We start from the raw sequence: 17,143 nt of genomic DNA, 5'->3' as shown, positions 1-17,143 counted from the left end.
AGGCCTGGAAGAATTATTAAAAGAAGAGCTCTTTTACTATGATGTACACGCCCATCACCAGCACAAACCAACCGAAGGCGGTCTTGAGCTTGTCGGCGTGAATCTTAGCAGAGAAGTAAGAACCTATGAAGATGCCCACGATGGAAAGCGAGGAGAAAATGCCCAGAAACGCCCAGTCAATCTCATAGTTGGCCACATCGCCCATAAACCCGAAGAGGGACTTGGCAGCGATAATGAGCAGAGACGTACCCACCGCCATCTTCATGTCCAGCTTGGAGAAGAGCACCAGCGCCGGGATGATCAGGAAACCGCCGCCCGCGCCTACCAAACCGGTCAGAGTGCCCACAATGGCACCCTCGGCCAGGATGCCGGCATAGTTGAATTTTGGTTGGGCAAGGGTTTCAGATGTGCCATTTTCTTCCAGAATGTCATGGTCCACGTTTTCATCCACGGTCACGTCTCCGTTCACCTTGCGGTTCTGCCTGATCATGCTGATAGAAGCAAAAACCATCAAGCCAGCAAACAGAAGCATTAACAGAATGCCTTTGGTAACTTCAAACCCGCCCACGGTGAAGATGCTGTCTGGGATGGCGGGCACGATGTAGCGCCGGGTGGCATACACGGCCACAATGGAAGGCAGGCCGAATACCAAGGCTGTCTTTAAACTTACCAAGCCTTGTTTGTAAAAGCGGTAACTGCCCACCAGACTGGTGAGGCCCACGATGAAGAGCGAGTAGGCCGTGGAGATGACCGGGTTCAGGCCCAGCAAGTACACCAGGGCCGGTACGGTTAAGATGGAGCCTCCACCGCCAATTAATCCAAGTGAGAGGCCAATGAGCAAGGCTGCTATGTATCCTAGAATTTCCATTTCTTGTAGTGTTTTTTGAATGAACAATACAAAGGTAGTGGAGCGTCTAGGCGGGTACAGTGACTATAGTCACACACCTAAAAAAGGTCTAAATTTATAATTTCTAAATAATTACGGTGCAAGATTACTGCGCCAGTCTGCTCCAGTTTCTTGAGGAGCCTGGAGATGACCTCCCGCGAGCTGTTGAGCTCTTCGGCTATCTGCTGGTGCGACAGGCGAACCTCTTTGCCTAATACTTTCTGGTGGCGCTTCAGGTAAAACACCAGGCGTTCGTCAAGGCTTTTGAAGACAATGCTGTCCAGCGTCTGGAGGAGTTCGTCAAAGCGGGCGCGGTAAGAAGCAATGATAAAGTTATGCCAGCTGGGGAATTTCACCAGCCACTGCTCTGATACGTGCGCCGGGATCATGAGCACCTCGGCGGAGGTGATAGCTTTGGCCAGCACCTGGCTCTGCTCATTACGCGCGGCGCACATCATGGAAAGGGCGCAGGCATTACCGCCCTCCAGGTAATACATCAGAAACTCATCGCCTTCCTCGTCCTCCCGGTATACTTTCACCAGTCCGTTTATTACCAAGACATTGGATTTCAGGTACTGCCCAGTGCGCAGGGCCTCGTCTTCCGGCTCCAGGTGTTTGATGACGCCCGCTTTGGCAATCTCCAGTAACAAGGCTGGCTCTAGCTGCGGGAACTTCTCTTGGATGTGGTTTATTTTATCTTGGTCCATAGTTGTAGGGTAAGGCAAGGCAAAGTGTCACAGTTTGGTGCCCGTGAACTGAATTACGCAAGAAGGGCCGCGATGGTACTTGCCTTCCTGTGCGATAATCTCCGTTTTCTTTAACTCATCTATTTGTATACCGGCAAATTCCTGATGGATGTCCTCCACCGAAAAGAGCAATTTTGTCTGTTTAGGCCCTCCGGAACTATACTTCTGCTGGTAATGAATCTGGTCCCTGGCGTATGCCTCGAAAATTACATTCCCACCGAGTTTAAGTGCTTCTAGTAACCTGGAATGCACCATTGCCCTGGTTTCCTTTTCAAAATGAGCGTAGATCAAGGCCAGGCAGTCAAACTGCTCTGGGGCCAATGCAATGTTATGGGCGCTCTCTACTTGATACGAAAAACTTACCCCGTGCTCACGGGCCAACTCCAGGGCTTTGCGCTGCCCCACCAGGCTGTAGTCAAAAGCAGTCACCTCCCAGCCTCTGGTGCTGGCGTATACGGCGTTGCGGCCCTCTCCCACGGCGGGGAGCAACAAGTTGCCCTCAGGCGCGATGGCATCCAGTTTCTCTTTGAAGTAATGATTTGGATTGGTTCCGTAAGCGTAGCCGGCTTGGGCGTACCGTTCGTTCCAAAAGTCTTCCATGGTACAGGTAACAAAAGGGGTATTCAGTAATTTTTGCAAAGAGCCGAAGGTGCCATTAACTACATTCTTAGGCTGTTGCTCTGTTGGTTTCTCTGCGATTAGCTGAGGCTGAGTATTCAAAAGTAACTCTTCTTAAGATTGAAGGCCAGTTATCCGTTTCTGGCCTGTTTTTACCAAATCAAGCTGAAAACAGAAGGCCGCTGCGTTATGCTGAGAACAACAGCGTGGCGCAGCGGCAAATGTAGCGTCTTCCACCTGTGGAATAAGTGACTTTTGTCACACGGCAGGTTAGGCGATGTAGAAGGCTGTATCTTTAGAAGTTTAGCTGGGAAACAAAGTTGATTTGTTGGAAGTTGGTGTTGTAATACATTCTCTCTAAGGGCAGACTGGTATTGGGGGAGAGTTTGCCTATGTATAACAATCGCAATACTACCCCCTTTAAGGCAGGCAGCAAAGGGGTATAGGTAACATCTAGTAGAGTGCCCCAATAAGAGACGGCGCCATACTTGTTGAGCGCGGCATTCCCATACCCGGGTAGCCAGGCCTTGGCCAAGGCCAACTCGGAGCTCAGGCCGGGAGCCCAGTTACGCGTGGATTTCACAACCAGGATATCTGACTGGCCCGTGCCCTCTAGGCGCCCTCTGGACAAAGTGGCAAAAAACTGCTCCCGGCCCCATTCCCTGGGGAAAGTGAACCGTCCGTTGCCTCCCGTATGCAGGTAATTGGCAGACAGCGCCCATTGAGGAGTAGAGTAGCCCACCATGCCGCCCGCCACCCATTCCTGCTGGTCTGGGAAGTAGGTGCTGTCATGGGCAGGATGGCCGCCGTTGCCCAACTGGAACTGGTACAACCCCTCCAAGCCGACTTTCATGCGGTCAGAAATAGGCATTACTACACGGCCATAGCTGGTATTGGCAATGTTCTCAATCCAATAATTCCAGGCTTGCCATTGGCTATTCTGAATTCCCTGGCCCTGCAGCCCGGCCACGGCAACACCCCTGGATTCAATGTGGTGGCGGTACCCGGAGGGGCTTCCGTCTATGTTCACGCCGTTGCTGTACAACCCGATGGTGTGGCGGGTATTGCCCCACTCAATGACCCCGCGCGGCGAGAAATGGTCCAGCCAGGCAGCTGTGAGTTTGGTGTGCTGGCCTACCGGCACCTGCGCCATGACCCCTTGCACCGAGTACGGCTTCATACGGGTGTCCTGGGGATTGATGAGCGGAGAGGTAAAGTCAAAGCGTCCTATTCGGACGTGCAGTTTCTCTGTGCGGTACTCCAGATAGGCGGATTCCAGGCGGTCCAGATTGTCTTTGTTGTGCGGGTTCTCTATGTCAAAAAGCTCCCCCTCATTGCTGGGATACTTTCCCGCTATAGGGTCTTTCTGATCCAAATGGCTAGAGAAGAGATTGTAGGTAAAGATGCCGGAGATGCCTAGCCTAAACCCATGGAACGATGCCGTGCGCACCCCGATCTCCGCGCCCAGGGCATTGGCGTAATGGTCTGAGAGGGAGCGGTGGTTGAGCGTGGCCATGAAGTAATTCCGGACGTGGCCGTGCAACTCTCCCTTGGTGAAAAGCTCCTGCACGTTTTTTACGCTAGAGGTATCCGGCAAATTAGCCTCTTGGCCGTGCTCCTGGGCAATTACCCGCGCTGGCAGCAGGATGATATGTAAAAAAAGCAAGGGGAGAAGAAATCGGGTGAAAGGGTTCATATACTAGGGGTAAGTAACAATCGATAATAACCAAAGTAGCAGCGCAAGGCGGTACGGTCTGTTTTTCACAAAGGACGGCTACCGGGGCAGCGCAGACAGTGACTTAGGTTACACAAGCCATAAACATTTAGAATGGGCAGGACCCGCCGCTTAAACCGCCTGTGCGCGCATGCGTAGATAACAGGATAATCAAGCACTAGACACCATGGAATATCATATCTCCAAGACGATTACCGGCAGCTTTAACGAGGCACTGGACAAAACGAAAGCCGCCCTAGCCAAAGAAGGGTTTGGGGTCATCTCAGAGATTGACCTGAAAGGGAAATTCAAGGAAAAACTTGGGGTGGACTTCAGGGAATATCGCATTTTGGGAGCCTGCAACCCAACGCTGGCGCACCAAGCCATCCAACAGGAAGACAAGATTGGCGTGCTGTTGCCCTGCAACGTGCTGGTGCAGGAGCATGAAGGCGGACAGGTGGAAGTCACAGCCATCAACCCTATGGAAACCATGTCTGCCATTGGGAACGCCAACCTGGAAACCATCGCCAACGAGGTAAGCCAGAAGTTACGGGCAGTAATAGACCAGTTGTAACGTTCGCGGTTCTTCTGATTGAAGTTCCAAATCCTTTTCCATTAAAAAGCCGGTACCCTACAAAGAGCACCGGCTTATTTAACGGAACGTAATGCAGCGGTTACAGCGGATTGAACTGGCTGATGGCCTCACTCAAATCCAGAACCTCGGCCTTTGGAAGTCTTGCTTCCACAATGCTACTTCCGGCCGCTGACCGGTAGCCGCCGGCGCAGTGAATGACTACGGGTTTGCCGGTGGGGATTTCCTGGGCACGGTCCCGGAGCTCCGGCAACGGAATATTGAGGGCATGGGGAAAGTACTGCTTTTCCTTTACCTCAGAGGCGTTCCTGATGTCCACAACAGTGTACTTGTCCGGGTTTTCTTTGAAGGCAGTGACATCTATCTTGGGTGAGGTAACCGAAGCACTCCCCTCCAATGCAAACGCTCCTCTTATCTTGCTTTCATAGCCAATCCTGGAGGCCTTGTCAATCAGCTCCTCCAAGGTCTTGTCATCCTGGGCTATCAGGTAAAAGGTTTCCTTGGGATCCACGATACTTCCCAGCCAGGTCTCGAACTTGCCGCCGTTCTGGATGTTAAAGGCTCCCGCCAGATGTCCTTCCTTGAAGTCCCCTTGCGGACGCGCATCTATTCAAGGCACCTTCCTCTGGGCTGAAATTCTTCTCCAGACGCTTCACGGCCTGTACGCTCTGCTGGTAGTTGGGTGCGCCCTGCTTGTTTAAGCCCACATCATACCCAAAGTATTTGGGAATGAACGGCTGGTCAGCGGTGAGGTAGGTCACAAACTGGTCTTCGGTCATTTCCTTCAGGGCCGGGTTACTGAACTTCTCATCGCCGATGGTACTGCTGTTGGCTTCGCTGAGGGCTTTACCGCATAGCGTGCCGGCGCCGTGCGCGGGGTACACCACCACGTCATCGGCTAGCTTCATCAGTTTCTCGCGGGTGCTGTGGTACATCTGCCGGGCCAGTTCCTCGCGCTTGGCGGTGAGGTTGCCGGCGTTCTCCCGAAGGTCTGGGCGACCCACGTCGCCAATGAACAGGGTATCACCGGTGAAGACGGCTTTGTCCTTGCCCTCATGCTCCAGCACCACACTGATGCTGTCAGGGGAGTGACCAGGCGTGTGCAGCGACTTCAGTTTTACCTTGCCGATTTCCAGCACCGCGCCCTCGTCAAAGGCTTGGTGCGGATAGTCTGCGCCTACCAGGCTGTGCGCGTAGATCGTGGCGCCGGTCTTCTCATGAATCTCCAGGTGCGAGCTCACAAAGTCGGCGTGGGGATGGGTTTCTATCACGCCCACGATCTGAGCGTCATGCTCCTGGGCGTAGTCATAGTATTGCTGCGGGTTTCGGGCGGGGTCTACCAGGACAATCTCTTTCTGGCATTCGCTTAAGATGGCGTATGAGTAATGCGCCAATCCTTTGTCTTCAAACTGCTGTATTTTCATGGTGCTTCGTCTTTTAGGTTAGAAGATGACACAAAGGTAGAGCATAGATATAAGGCGTTCAGTGACTTTGGTTACACAAGCAAATTCCCTGTGGCAAGGTTTTTAGATTAATAGATAAGGGTAACAATAGTATCTAGCCAAACGCCAGTTTTAAATTTCATTAACCTTCCGTTTTACTAGATGTGGGACTTCTGGGGGATTTGGGTGGAAGGACCTTCATACTTAACAAATATGTTGATCCAAAGGAGCCGCGCCAATCTGAAGAAAACAGGTAGCATGCCCAATGATGTAACCAAGATCAAACCTATTAGCATCCCCATGGTCACTTCCTCCACAAATAGGGAAAGAAGAAACAGCGTGACAAGAAACAGTCCTACATTCAGTGCGAAGCTTACATACATAGCTCCGTAATAGAATCCCGGCTCCGGCTCAAACGATTGGCCGCAGCAGGTGCAGTATTCTCGCATGTCTGCAAATTTGGTTGAATACAAGGTGGCCTTAGGAAATATGTCGCCCTCCCGGCATCTGGGACATTTGGTCTTGGCCAAGGAATACAGTAATGATCTATTCTGGTTCATGGCTTTGTGGTTTACTGTAAAAGGTCCTACAAAGCTATTGGAAGGGTAAAGGATTTTCAGTGACTTTGGTTACACAGGCAGGAACAGGCAAGAACCCTCATTTATGAAGAAAGAGAATGTACATCCCAAGGAGACATAAATGGTGATCGGGCGTTTTTAGCCTTATTCATAGAAAAAATGCCAAAAACATATTCTTGGGTTTGCCCAGAAGGGAAGGCGCTTTCAATACGCATTACTTTACTGACACCCCTGGGGTTTGTTATTGATAGTATGCATTCAGAGAAAAGGTTTCCTAATACCTTATCGTTTCCAATACTTTGGTAGGTGTCGTGTCATTTGATAAGCCCTTGAAATCCCCGCGCAACGCCTTTAATGAATAGCGCTCTTCATCAATCTCTTTCCTTGACCGGCAACCAAGCGCCCGAAGTACGGGAAGTGGGGGGCACCACCCCTGTATTCCATGCTGGAGAAGGAACGTGGCCACCACCCCGGGCAGTATAAACCAGCGCTTATGGACCGTAGCCCCAAGAATCAGCCCTGTTAAGCTAAGAACGGAGGCGTTCACTTCCAGTACCCGTTCTATGCCCCACTCCTGGTCTAGCTCTTTGATTCTGTACTTAACCAGCCCTTTATTTCCATACCCATATTGGCCAATGTTTTCAAGTGCCGTTTGGTCAATCTGATGGTTCTGCTCATGGCTAGAGCTTTCCCGTACCCGGTCCTCTATTTTGTTTGAAGTACTCATACCCTTTGATCTTTACATGGATTTTAACAGTAGGCTAACCCCACAGAAAGAGAAGCCTTAGGAAAGCTTTTAAGGCTACAGGTTCTCCTCCTGCTGAAAGGGTTAAAGACATGGAGGCTTATCTAGAGGTCTTGGCTGAAGGCAATGCCGGGCGTGTTGGTGTTGATACCAGTGGCTGCATAAGCAGGGCAGTGGCCCACAGAGCTGGTAAGGATAAACACGGTGGCCAGCGCTCCTAAAGCTATGGCGACTCCACCTGTCACTTTCTTGCTGGCAATTAGCGTGGCGGCGCCTGCCGCCAGGGATGAACGAATTATCCGGTCTGTGTTTCCCATGTTCTTTCTCATAACTTTCTGTTTTGGTTTTACATGTAATTACCTTCCATACGCATTCCTTTAACCTATGAAAGGATTCAACCTCCAGCATATAAGCGCCTTTCTTTTGAGGAAATAGCTTAGATAAGGTTGACTATTATTAACGAGGGGAGTTTATATCAGTTGCAGGCAATTAGATGTAGCATGGGACTGTGTCTTTCCTTTCTCAGTCTCCTATTCTAAAAATGTTAAGATATTTCTGGTGGCAATGCGCCGTGCTTTCAATTGCAACCCTATTTTTATATTAAGGTAAAAGTTTAGGTGAGGGAGGAGTAAACATTTGAAAAAAAACCATGAAATCAGGTACCCAAATTTTTTTGGTGGGCGCACTGTTACTGTCAAGTTTGCCGGCTTGGGCCTGTCTATCCTGCAACCGCCCCCTGCAGGTGTCCGTGTTTGCCGCTGACTTCTGGCTCAATGTGTTTTATATGGCCCTGCCTCTGTTGGTGGTAGGGGCAGTTGTGTATAGGATATATAAACTGAAATAACTTATGAAATCCATTGAACATCAGAATAGAAACGGAAGTAAGTCAGGGCCTGTGACGGCGGCGGCAACTCTTATTGGGGTTGGCATGGGAGGCTTTGTAGACGGTATCCTCCTTCATCAGATACTGCAGTGGCACAACATGCTTTCCGCCAAGCTTCCGCCGGACACCTTACTAAACGCCAAAACCAATATGTTCTGGGACGGCATGTTTCATGCGTTTGTCTGGATAGTGGCCATGTCAGGGATTATGATGCTTTGGAATGCAATGAAAGACCCAGCCACTAACATGTCCAATAAGCTATTTTCCGGAGGCCTGGTACTGGGGTGGGGGTTGTTCAACATAGTAGAAGGGATTCTTGACCATCACCTGTTAGTTTTGCATAACGTACGGGAAGTAAGCGAGAACCCCTCCAGTTGGAACTTTGGGTTCCTAGGTTTGTCTGTGGTGATGTTGGTTATAGGATGGCAATTAATAAAATCTGGCAGAAAATAATATCCGAATCAATAAGCAGTACTCTCGACGCTGTTTCAACATTGTATTTAACATAATGTAATTTATAAGACATGTATATATTATTGATTTATAGTAATTTAACATTTGTATTATGTTAAACAACCTTTATTGAGCTTTTAATTAATCGTTAAATGTAATCAAAAGGCTCTTAGAAGATATTGCCACCTTCTTCTATGAGAACGGATATCCAAAACTTCCTGCTGTTTTGTCGCGATTATGCTCCTGCTACTGCATCCCACCAGCTTTAGTTCACCTTCCGCTCAGGTACTGCTATACCTGAGGGTATTGTACCGATACTTTAGATGTTTTTGGGCTATCTCCACAGCCTCTAGTTCTTTAGCCTGATTCTCTGTCTTGCCCTATATTTTTAGTTCGCCCTATGAAAGCCGGATCCCACAACCTGGCATCAAAGGGTCTGATTTGGGAAATTTAGCGGTGCGCTGGAATATAGCTGGACGCTTTATTTTGACCGGGTATACCCAATATTTGTACGGCTACAGTTATCAGATACCGGTTAGGCGGCTAAACGTAACAACCTACACATATCTGCTAGATATATATGATGTTCTCATTTCTGATCATTAGTTTAGGCAGAATTATTTGAATTATTTATTCCTTAAACTTTTAAGGTATCGAAACATATTATACTATTTTGATGTAATATGAATTTAACCTTTAAAAGAAGCATATAATGACGATTAAACCAGGTCCAAAAAAAATTGCTGATTCAACGGGAAAACCAGACAGGCGTCAGCGGGATAATAAGGAAACTCCTAAAAATATACCATCACTAAAACCACATAAGCATAAAAAGGGGGATTAATTAATAGAGTGAAGTTTTGTGCTATGCGGTTTGGTTAAAATGCTTTAGATGACAGAGAACTGAATTTAACAGCGTCTTGGCAAAAGGCGGAGATAGGTTTTTGAAAACCACGCTCACTAAAAGGTTAATTTGCGCTACAAAGAACATTAACTTTTCACCCTGCCCTTCGCCAGCACGCAAACGTTACTTTGCTTAACATAAATAGGCTTGTCGGCAGACAGTTTTTGCCTTATGTTAAGTAATAAAATTCTAAAAGTTGTCTTTGCACGCGGACATACCATAATCTTAGCAAAGATTTTATTAAAAGTCTTTAAGATGCACTTCGGAGTTAGCAATCCTCTACATTTTAATGGCTAATAATAAAACCTCATTGCGTTAAGCCGCCGATCTATTTCTTCAAGGATATTGTTCCTTTCACGCTCCCATATTGAATGTTTGGCCGGAGTAAGGCTGAAGAACTTCTCTATGCGCTCTTTCAATGAATTGATCTTATCCTTGTCATTGAGAATCATCCCCTGTGTATTAGGGAACACCCCTTTTACATCTGCAAACCCGAATGGTGGTATCAATATTGGAACGTGCTCTTTGGTTGTTACCCAGGCTGCACCCATCTCGCATAAACAAATTGGGCTCTCATAAAACTTCTTTGAAAAAACGAATAGAACTAGCGCATCCTTGTTTAACTCACGTTTCAAAGCGTCAAGGAAGTTGTCTCCTAAGTCAATGCCATAGCCATCAAATGAGGTGCAGAAGATTTTATCAGAATTAACCCCCATCACTTTCAACAGGTCAATGATCTTCTCTACTATGTCTTTGTCAGCACTGGCGTGACTTATGAAAACCTTCTTGCCAATTATTTGACGGGACACTGACTTTTGCAGCCTAGCGCTTTTAGGTGGGCTTTTTATAGGCACCTTAGGCTGTTTTGGCTTATTTTTATATTCCTCTGGTATATCCAGCTTTAGGTATTTGGCAATTTTAATAATCACATCATCTGATTGTGGACCAATTATCCCAGTAGCATAGAGCTTTTTGTTTCTGACCACGGTTTGCTTATCAAAGGATATTCTGTATCGCTTAAGCAAGCTGTTGATTTGGGCAGCTGTGAACTTTCCCTGTAAATGAGTACCTATCACTTCGACCAGTTGGCTTTTTTCTTTGAGGGTCATATGTTTGATAGTAATGGATTGATAAGCATGATTTTATTTACAATACTTTAGTTATCAGATATTTATTTTTAATTAGTGACAAAATATCAAACCCACTTTACAAGGTTTATGGTAAGATCCTTGACTTTGGGCAAAAACAAATCTAACTTTGCGTAAAGTATATATACTTTACGCATGTAATACTACATAGTTTAATATTCCTCCAACTGTTCATCCATTTTGGTTCATATCCCATATTTTTCACTTGCTTTTGTCAAACAAAACGGTTAACTTTACGTATATAAAGTATATATACTTTATATACTCCATGCTCTTATTAATTTTTTGTCCTTCCCTTCAAAATTAAATGACTCCCTATTGCATGTATCCTTCCAAAGGATTAACTTTACGGAAAGTATATATACTTTCCGTCTGACAAACACACATACGGTTATGCCAAGCAAGTCTCGCTTTGTTATTGCGGAAAGTAGTATTAAGTCTTACTTCAAACAGAATCCCCGCAAAGTCTTCTCCCGCGAGCAGCTCAGTGGGATCTTCGAGGAAAGAAAAGCTGTATGGAATCTACCTGTTACGACCACTGATCTCAGGTTTATTGAGCAGCTGCAGAAAAGGGGAATCCTAACCAAAATTGAAATCCTGTTTGACGGCTACATTAATAAGAAGGAGCGGTATGTCACCGAGGATGCCAATGAGCTGGAGGTAGCCGCATCTTTGATCAATAAGTCTTACCTGTCCCATTACACCGCCATGTTCCTGAATGGCCTGACCACCCAGGTACCCAAAACCATTTATGTCACCTTCGAGCAAAGCAGGAAACCGGACGGCAACCGCCAACTGAAACAGGAGGCCATTGATGCTGCTTTCTCCAAGCCGCAACGGAAAGCAGCCACCGAAGCCATATATGGTGATTACTCCTTCCTTATTCTTAATGGCATGCACACGGGAAGAACCGGGGTTCATTCCATTGAGAATGTACCGGTAACCAGCCTGGAGCGAACCTTGATTGACATCACCGTCCGCCCAGGCTACGCCGGTGGGGTGTATTCGGTATTGGAGGCTTACCAGAGTGCCCTACCCAACATTTCCCTGAATAAATTGGTGGCCACATTAGATAACATAGATTTCATTTATCCTTACCACCAGGCGGTTGGGTTTTACCTGGAACGGGCAGGTTACTCCGGCAAAAAACTGGAAGAGCTGCGTAGCCGGAAGAAAGAGTTCCGGTTCTATCTCACCTATGATATGGAGGAAAAAGATTTCTCGGAGGACTGGCAGCTGTATTTCCCTAAGGGAATGTAATCCTTTGGAATTTGTTGACTACGTAGTCAAAGTAAAAATCGAAGCTCTCCAACTCTTCTGAACGGGCCACCGTATCTTTCACGCTTTCCCAGTTGTCTTTATGGATGCTTTTGTAGTTGGCTATCTCCTGTATAAAAGACAGAGGTACTCGCTTGGCCTCAAAAATATTCGCAATCAGCTCTTTGTTTTCCTCGGTCGTCGCATCAACTGCATACGATTCCATAATCAGGTGAATATCATAGAAGTCACGAGCCCTGGCGCGGGCGGTACGCGATTTGATAATTTCCGAGTACTGCGGCAATTGCTGGCAAATGGCCCGCAGCTTCTCGAAGACAATCATTTCCGGCGTATAGACATAAATCGTATAACCGTCCACCTTCGCCTGGGCTTTCTTAGCTACATATTCAAACTTACTGAATTCAAGCTCAAAAGTAGTGGAACGCCCTGCGTTCAACGGAACAGCGATTCGCCGCTGGTGCTCCAAATTCCCCTGATGGGCATCGTAGGTTTTCTGGTCCAGCACCTTGAACGTAACTTGGTAGCCTCCCCAGAAATCTGCCACTGCTTCCTTCACGACTTTGGGCCTGGGGAGGAAAATATAGTCAAAAACAACCAGCCCATTTTCCGCGAAGGTTTTCACCAGTGTTCTTTCTATCCGCTTGCTGATGATTTCCTCTTCCTCTTCAAAATCACCGTGGTCAATGGAGAAGTCCAGGTCATAGGAAGTTCTGGAGATAGAATTGCTGTCATGGTATACGATATCAATGGCATTGCCGCCTTTCAGAACGATGTTCTCGATTAATTCATCGTCTGAAGCCAGGGCAATGATGGCCAAACGTTTGATTTTGTTGATTAAATCAATATTCATCAGCGAAATATTTTTAAAACGAAAGTACGATAAAACCACCGTATTTCTTTTGATTACTATATTTGAAGCCTAAGAATTCAAATATTAATCATCAAGAATTATCCGAAATGACTACCTTCACCTACTGTGGAAATCATTAAATCTTTAGGTATTTTTTTCCTAGCCGGGCTTTGTGAAATCGGTGGAGGTTATCTGGTTTGGCTTTGGCTGAAAGAAGATAAGCCCTTATGGTATGGTATACTGGGGAGCATTATTCTGGCTATGTACGGGGTAGTGGCTACTTGGCAGACAGCCAGCTTCGGGAGGGTGTATGCTGCCTATGGCGGCGTTTTCATTGTGATGGCCCTGGTATGGGCCTGGAAGGTAGATGGTTTCAAGCCAGACCGGTACGATATTATGGGCGCTTTAATAGCTTTGTTAGGGGTTTGCATTATCATGTACATGCCCAGAAGATGAAGATAACAAATGCGTTTGCTACTTCATATCAATGATGATATGCTCTGTATCCATTTCTATAAAGATTCCCCTGATTTTTTCTCTCAAGCCATTGTGTTCTTCAACAAGTCTGAGATTATGGGTTTTTACATGCATAGAGACAACTATCTTTTGCTCATCTAACCCCAGATATGAAAATGCTCCACTTTCTCAACTCCCTCCAAACAAAGAACTTTTTGTTTTAACAAGGCGATATTGATTCCTTCGGGTACTCTCTGCAAAAAAAATCAGAGGCTTCAACTAACTTTTTCAGGACTAAAACAATATAGACTGCGCCTAACAGCAACACTATGGCATTAATCATTGCACCCAATAGGGAAAACCTCTTATAACCGTAGGTATAGTGTTCATTGCTACCTTTCTCCGCCTCATTCTCAAAATACCATCCCAGGCCTAATGAAATACTATCGGCAAAATCATGCAAAGAATCAGATATAATGGCGGCACTTCCGGAGATTATCCCGCCGATAAGCTCCAGCACAGTAAAAGTAAGGTTTAAGAAAAAAGCTACCTTGGTGTTATTTTCTTTATGTTCTTCCGCCATACTACATACAGATCAAGGAGAAGGCTAAGCCGCTCTATCTATAATCAGACAGCTATTTGAAAGATTAACAACCTTTACAGATACAGAGCCTTTGACTAAGAAAAAGGGGAACTACCTCCTTTTCCATAATGTTATACTTACATACAGTTATTTTGGTTAATGATATGGTTAAAAGGGTCTTTTTAATGTCTGTCCTAGTCCTTGTTGCCTTCTCCGCTATAAATGCAAAAGGTAATTCGCTACTTCACCAGACTGTCCAAAGTATAGAGGCAAAGTTCATGGAATTGAGCAGGAGTGCTACCTACGTGACAGCCAAAGGAAAACCTGTCGCACAACGTATCTCCTTCCTTGATGAAAATGACTTGGTACTTCCGGCTGGCACTAAAATCCGTCAGATTGCGCTTATACGCCACGGAGAGCCTGATTTGCGGAAGACAGGTAAATTTTCATACCAAGAGGCGAAACGGTTTGTTGCGGAATATGACAGCGTAGGGATAGTGGTGCCAGATGCTTCCTTCTTTAATCTCCCAAATCCTGCTCAGGTTAAAGTATTCTCCAGCTCCATTAACCGGGCTAAAGCTACCGCTCAGTACATCTTTGGGGTTGACGGGGAGATGACCGTATCCCCTATTTTTAGGGAATTCGAATCTTCCATGGGACACCATAGCCCTAATCTTCGGATTCCTATCAAAGTCTGGACTTCTGTCGCACGTTTGAAGTGGGTGATGGGCATTGACCGCCAGGGGGCTGAGAGTTTTTCCGATGCCCGCAAACGGGCACAGCTGGCGGCGGATACCTTAGCCGGTGCCACCGAAGAAAACCCCAATGTAGCCCTTGTGGGCCACGGGTTGTTAAACCGGTATGTTCAGGAGAACTTGGAAGAACAGGGATGGCATGTGGTCAGGAACGGGGGCAGCGGCTACTTAGGTACTACAATTTTAGTTAAAGTTGTCCGTTAATAAGGCTTGTAGAATTCGTTTTAAAGTTTTTCAAAGGGGGCTTCTAGTTTTTGGGAAAGCCTTTAGAATAGCTAGAAAAGGCAGAACATTTCTAAAATATGTTTAGGAATGTTCTGCCTTTTCATTTTAGCACCACCTATTTGATTTTCTTGGCTTAAACTACTTTTTTATGTGGTTCATTTTTCAGAACTAGACAGAAAACATAGGCGCAAAGAATAATCCATTATGTTTAGGTGCAATTATAGCTTTTACTTAAGCTTTAATTTTGTCTTTGAGACAGCTTAGTGTTACCCCTTCAGGGAGTTGTCTCCTTAGAAGCGTGTAATTCTTACTTCTGGTTTCGGTCTTATTTCTGAAATCAAGGCCGAAAAAGAAAGTGACTGAATAGCAAAAGCCAGCCAATGGGAAGTTTTACCAACATATTCTTTTGCTCTAAAAAGCGCAATGGCTTGAATATCATTGATTAGTGAAGTATATATACAACATATTTCCTAAAGTATTAATCCATTGTTTCAAGTAGCTGGACTCGTAAAGATACCAATGCAACCTTTTTCCTATCCTTTGGTATTGTCATTATAAGCCTCACCTATTTTAAATGCTGATGAAAAGAATTTTACCCTTACATTTCGTTTTTTCCATATTTCTAGGGCTTGTCAGTTTTGAGTCCCAAGCCCAGGTAATTGACTCTCTTAAGATTTCTCAAGAAACTGTAGCAGCCGACACGTTAAAAAAGTACCAAGACTCGCTTACGGCCCCTACAGCAAAAGCACCCTTTTTCAAGTCCAAAGCCTTCAAAGCCACAATTATTCCGGCAATTTTGATTGGATATGGGTTGAGCACAGTAAAGGACAACGGCTTTTACAGCAGTTACGACGCCAAACGGGACATTCAGAAGCACTTCCCTAATTTTAAAACTACCATTGACAATCCTTTGCTCATTGCGCCGTACGTGGAGTTGGCCTTGGCCAACCTGATTAATATCAAATCAAACAATGATTTCCTGAATACTAGTTTAGTGATTTTAAAGGCGGAGGCTATTTTTGCCGTCACGGTTTACGGGTTAAAGCAGGTCACTGACCAGGAGCGGCCTAATGGAGAGAACCGGGAATCCATGCCATCGGGCCATGCGGCCCAAGCCTTTTTGGCAGCTTCTATCCTGAACACGGAGCTCAAGCATAAAAGCCCTTGGTATGGCGTAGGGGCATATACTATTGCCACCAGCGTGGGGGTTTTCCGAATGTTGAACAATAAGCATTGGCAGTCTGATGTATTTGTAGGAGCCGGCATAGGCATGCTTTCGTCTCATTTAGCCTATCTTTCACACCGCAACCGCTGGGGAAGGAAACCATCCATCGCTATGTCACCTACCTATATCTATGGCGTACCGGGGTTCGCAATTTCTTTGAATTTGGATGATTATAAAAATAGGAGGAAAGACCCCAACCATTTTAAGAATTTTTTAAACTAAGATTGATTCGGTTACTCTTATTATTTAAATAGTTTACAGTTTCTTTCAATGCCGGTTTGACACCAAATAACCGTTGATTTTTGCCAGTGCAAACTTCTCGTTTTAAGCCTGTTTTTAGGAAATAATACTGAAAACAGATGTATAAGTTATTTGTAAAAAGGAAGGATTAGCCTTTTTTAAAACTCTAGGCAGTTTAAAAGTATAGGTAGCTAGAATATTTATAATTACACCCACTGAGGTGAGCATGTTAGAGAGCCCCTCAAAGTAAGCCCCCTTCATTTTCAGGCTCACCTTTGAGCCTTTGCTCAAGATGTACATACCCGTCAGGTTCACTACCAAACCAATAGAGGCCACAAACAGTATGGCTTTGCTTTCCACTTCTGGCGGGTCTTGGAACCGCAGGTAAGCTTCATACAGGATATATAGGAAAATGCCGATGAGTATTACCGCATTGGCCAGTGCCGCCAGGATTTCTGCACGGTAATAGCCTTAGGTACGCTCAGGGAAAGCTGGCCGTTCAGCCAACATGATGGCAATGAGAGCAAAAGCCAAGCCTCCCACATCGGTTAGCATGTGACCGGCATCGGCAAGCAGGGCAAGGCCCCTGTCAAAATGCCACCCACCACTTCAGCTACAAGGTAGATTGAGGTAAAAGTAAGAACTAATTTAAGACGCCCTTTATTTTGACTGCTTGCAGATACGGTATGGCCCTGTGACATATTATAGTCTATGCTTTCCTGTAAAAATTAGAGGATATATAGAATAAGCTCTTATTGGTTGAGTTTTATTTTAAAGTTATGGAGAGCACATGCGATGAGCATGACCTCATCTCTTAATTTA

Annotated in this window: 21 protein-coding genes; 8 read left to right on the top strand and 13 right to left on the bottom strand. The window is 46.0% G+C overall.

Features of this window, described 5'->3' with window-relative positions:
- Positions 1-16: 16 nt before the first annotated feature.
- From FHS90_RS18080 to FHS90_RS18065, 4 genes are all read right to left on the bottom strand, one after another.
- Complete coding sequence (locus FHS90_RS18080; RefSeq protein ID WP_182514075.1) at positions 17-868, bottom strand: sulfite exporter TauE/SafE family protein; 852 nt, start codon at positions 866-868, stop codon at positions 17-19.
- A 77-nt stretch (positions 869-945) separates the two neighbouring features.
- The gene (locus FHS90_RS18075) at positions 946-1,593 is read right to left on the bottom strand and encodes a Crp/Fnr family transcriptional regulator (RefSeq protein ID WP_182514074.1); all 648 of its coding nucleotides are present in this window, start codon (positions 1,591-1,593) and stop codon (positions 946-948) included.
- Positions 1,594-1,620: 27 nt separating this feature from the next.
- Positions 1,621-2,232, bottom strand: coding sequence for a class I SAM-dependent methyltransferase (locus FHS90_RS18070; protein ID WP_182514073.1), 612 nt, complete (start codon positions 2,230-2,232; stop codon positions 1,621-1,623).
- Positions 2,233-2,545: 313 nt separating this feature from the next.
- On the bottom strand, positions 2,546-3,916 hold the full coding sequence (locus tag FHS90_RS18065; protein ID WP_182514072.1) for a porin: 1,371 nt from the start codon (positions 3,914-3,916) through the stop codon (positions 2,546-2,548).
- Between the two features lie 235 nt (positions 3,917-4,151).
- On the opposite strand from FHS90_RS18065, the gene FHS90_RS18060 reads away from it, so the two are divergent.
- Positions 4,152-4,538 carry a DUF302 domain-containing protein gene (locus FHS90_RS18060; RefSeq protein WP_182514071.1) on the top strand — a complete coding sequence of 129 codons (387 nt, stop codon included), beginning with the start codon at positions 4,152-4,154 and terminating at the stop codon, positions 4,536-4,538.
- Positions 4,539-4,638: 100 nt separating this feature from the next.
- Here FHS90_RS18060 and FHS90_RS22810 read toward each other — a convergent pair whose 3' ends face one another.
- From FHS90_RS22810 to FHS90_RS18040, 5 genes are all read right to left on the bottom strand, one after another.
- Positions 4,639-5,067: a rhodanese-like domain-containing protein gene (locus tag FHS90_RS22810; protein WP_343049777.1), complete on the bottom strand. Its 429-nt coding sequence runs from the start codon at positions 5,065-5,067 to the stop codon at positions 4,639-4,641.
- Positions 5,068-5,110: 43 nt separating this feature from the next.
- On the bottom strand, positions 5,111-5,980 hold the full coding sequence (locus tag FHS90_RS22805; protein WP_343049776.1) for an MBL fold metallo-hydrolase: 870 nt from the start codon (positions 5,978-5,980) through the stop codon (positions 5,111-5,113).
- 176 nt (positions 5,981-6,156) lie between these two features.
- Positions 6,157-6,447: a DUF983 domain-containing protein gene (locus FHS90_RS18050; protein WP_225986595.1), complete on the bottom strand. Its 291-nt coding sequence runs from the start codon at positions 6,445-6,447 to the stop codon at positions 6,157-6,159.
- 403 nt (positions 6,448-6,850) lie between these two features.
- On the bottom strand, positions 6,851-7,303 hold the full coding sequence (locus FHS90_RS18045) for a DUF2892 domain-containing protein (protein WP_182514069.1): 453 nt from the start codon (positions 7,301-7,303) through the stop codon (positions 6,851-6,853).
- 122 nt (positions 7,304-7,425) lie between these two features.
- Positions 7,426-7,650 carry a YgaP family membrane protein gene (locus FHS90_RS18040; RefSeq protein WP_182514068.1) on the bottom strand — a complete coding sequence of 75 codons (225 nt, stop codon included), beginning with the start codon at positions 7,648-7,650 and terminating at the stop codon, positions 7,426-7,428.
- Between the two features lie 518 nt (positions 7,651-8,168).
- On the opposite strand from FHS90_RS18040, the gene FHS90_RS18035 reads away from it, so the two are divergent.
- Together FHS90_RS18035 and FHS90_RS22650 are read left to right on the top strand one after the other, a co-directional pair.
- Entirely contained in the window at positions 8,169-8,657 is a 489-nt protein-coding gene (locus tag FHS90_RS18035) for a DUF2243 domain-containing protein (RefSeq protein WP_182514067.1), read from the top strand.
- 712 nt (positions 8,658-9,369) lie between these two features.
- The gene (locus FHS90_RS22650) at positions 9,370-9,501 is read left to right on the top strand and encodes a hypothetical protein (protein ID WP_277620012.1); all 132 of its coding nucleotides are present in this window, start codon (positions 9,370-9,372) and stop codon (positions 9,499-9,501) included.
- Between the two features lie 353 nt (positions 9,502-9,854).
- On the opposite strand, the gene FHS90_RS18030 is transcribed toward FHS90_RS22650, so the two are convergent.
- Positions 9,855-10,670 carry a toll/interleukin-1 receptor domain-containing protein gene (locus FHS90_RS18030; protein ID WP_066833872.1) on the bottom strand — a complete coding sequence of 272 codons (816 nt, stop codon included), beginning with the start codon at positions 10,668-10,670 and terminating at the stop codon, positions 9,855-9,857.
- A 432-nt stretch (positions 10,671-11,102) separates the two neighbouring features.
- On the opposite strand from FHS90_RS18030, the gene FHS90_RS18025 reads away from it, so the two are divergent.
- Complete coding sequence (locus tag FHS90_RS18025; protein ID WP_066833875.1) at positions 11,103-11,969, top strand: type IV toxin-antitoxin system AbiEi family antitoxin domain-containing protein; 867 nt, start codon at positions 11,103-11,105, stop codon at positions 11,967-11,969.
- Here the strand turns inward: FHS90_RS18025 and FHS90_RS18020 are convergent.
- The gene (locus tag FHS90_RS18020) at positions 11,956-12,837 is read right to left on the bottom strand and encodes a nucleotidyl transferase AbiEii/AbiGii toxin family protein (protein WP_066833877.1); all 882 of its coding nucleotides are present in this window, start codon (positions 12,835-12,837) and stop codon (positions 11,956-11,958) included. The genes FHS90_RS18025 and FHS90_RS18020 overlap by 14 nt on opposite strands.
- A 126-nt stretch (positions 12,838-12,963) precedes the next feature.
- Between FHS90_RS18020 and FHS90_RS18015 the strand changes: the two genes are divergently transcribed.
- Positions 12,964-13,293 carry a YnfA family protein gene (locus FHS90_RS18015; RefSeq protein ID WP_066833880.1) on the top strand — a complete coding sequence of 110 codons (330 nt, stop codon included), beginning with the start codon at positions 12,964-12,966 and terminating at the stop codon, positions 13,291-13,293.
- Between the two features lie 9 nt (positions 13,294-13,302).
- A complete protein-coding gene (locus tag FHS90_RS18010) occupies positions 13,303-13,455 on the top strand; it encodes a hypothetical protein (RefSeq protein ID WP_182514066.1) in 153 nt (50 codons plus the stop codon).
- A gap of 58 nt (positions 13,456-13,513) precedes the next feature.
- Here the strand turns inward: FHS90_RS18010 and FHS90_RS18005 are convergent, their stop codons facing one another.
- Positions 13,514-13,876 carry a cation efflux transmembrane domain-containing protein gene (locus tag FHS90_RS18005; RefSeq protein ID WP_066833883.1) on the bottom strand — a complete coding sequence of 121 codons (363 nt, stop codon included), beginning with the start codon at positions 13,874-13,876 and terminating at the stop codon, positions 13,514-13,516.
- A gap of 128 nt (positions 13,877-14,004) precedes the next feature.
- Between FHS90_RS18005 and FHS90_RS18000 the strand changes: the two genes are divergently transcribed.
- Both FHS90_RS18000 and FHS90_RS17995 read left to right on the top strand, forming a co-directional pair.
- Complete coding sequence (locus tag FHS90_RS18000) at positions 14,005-14,835, top strand: histidine phosphatase family protein (protein ID WP_241498974.1); 831 nt, start codon at positions 14,005-14,007, stop codon at positions 14,833-14,835.
- 601 nt (positions 14,836-15,436) lie between these two features.
- Entirely contained in the window at positions 15,437-16,303 is an 867-nt protein-coding gene (locus tag FHS90_RS17995) for a phosphatase PAP2 family protein (protein WP_153042669.1), read from the top strand.
- A gap of 114 nt (positions 16,304-16,417) precedes the next feature.
- On the opposite strand, the gene FHS90_RS22315 is transcribed toward FHS90_RS17995, so the two are convergent.
- On the bottom strand, positions 16,418-16,735 hold the full coding sequence (locus FHS90_RS22315; protein ID WP_241498976.1) for a cation efflux transmembrane domain-containing protein: 318 nt from the start codon (positions 16,733-16,735) through the stop codon (positions 16,418-16,420).
- Positions 16,736-17,143 lie beyond the last annotated feature (408 nt).

Source organism: Rufibacter ruber, assembly GCF_014138425.1.
Taxonomy (GTDB): Bacteria; Bacteroidota; Bacteroidia; order Cytophagales; family Hymenobacteraceae; genus Nibribacter; species Nibribacter ruber_C.
This window is presented reverse-complemented; position numbering and strand designations above follow the sequence as displayed.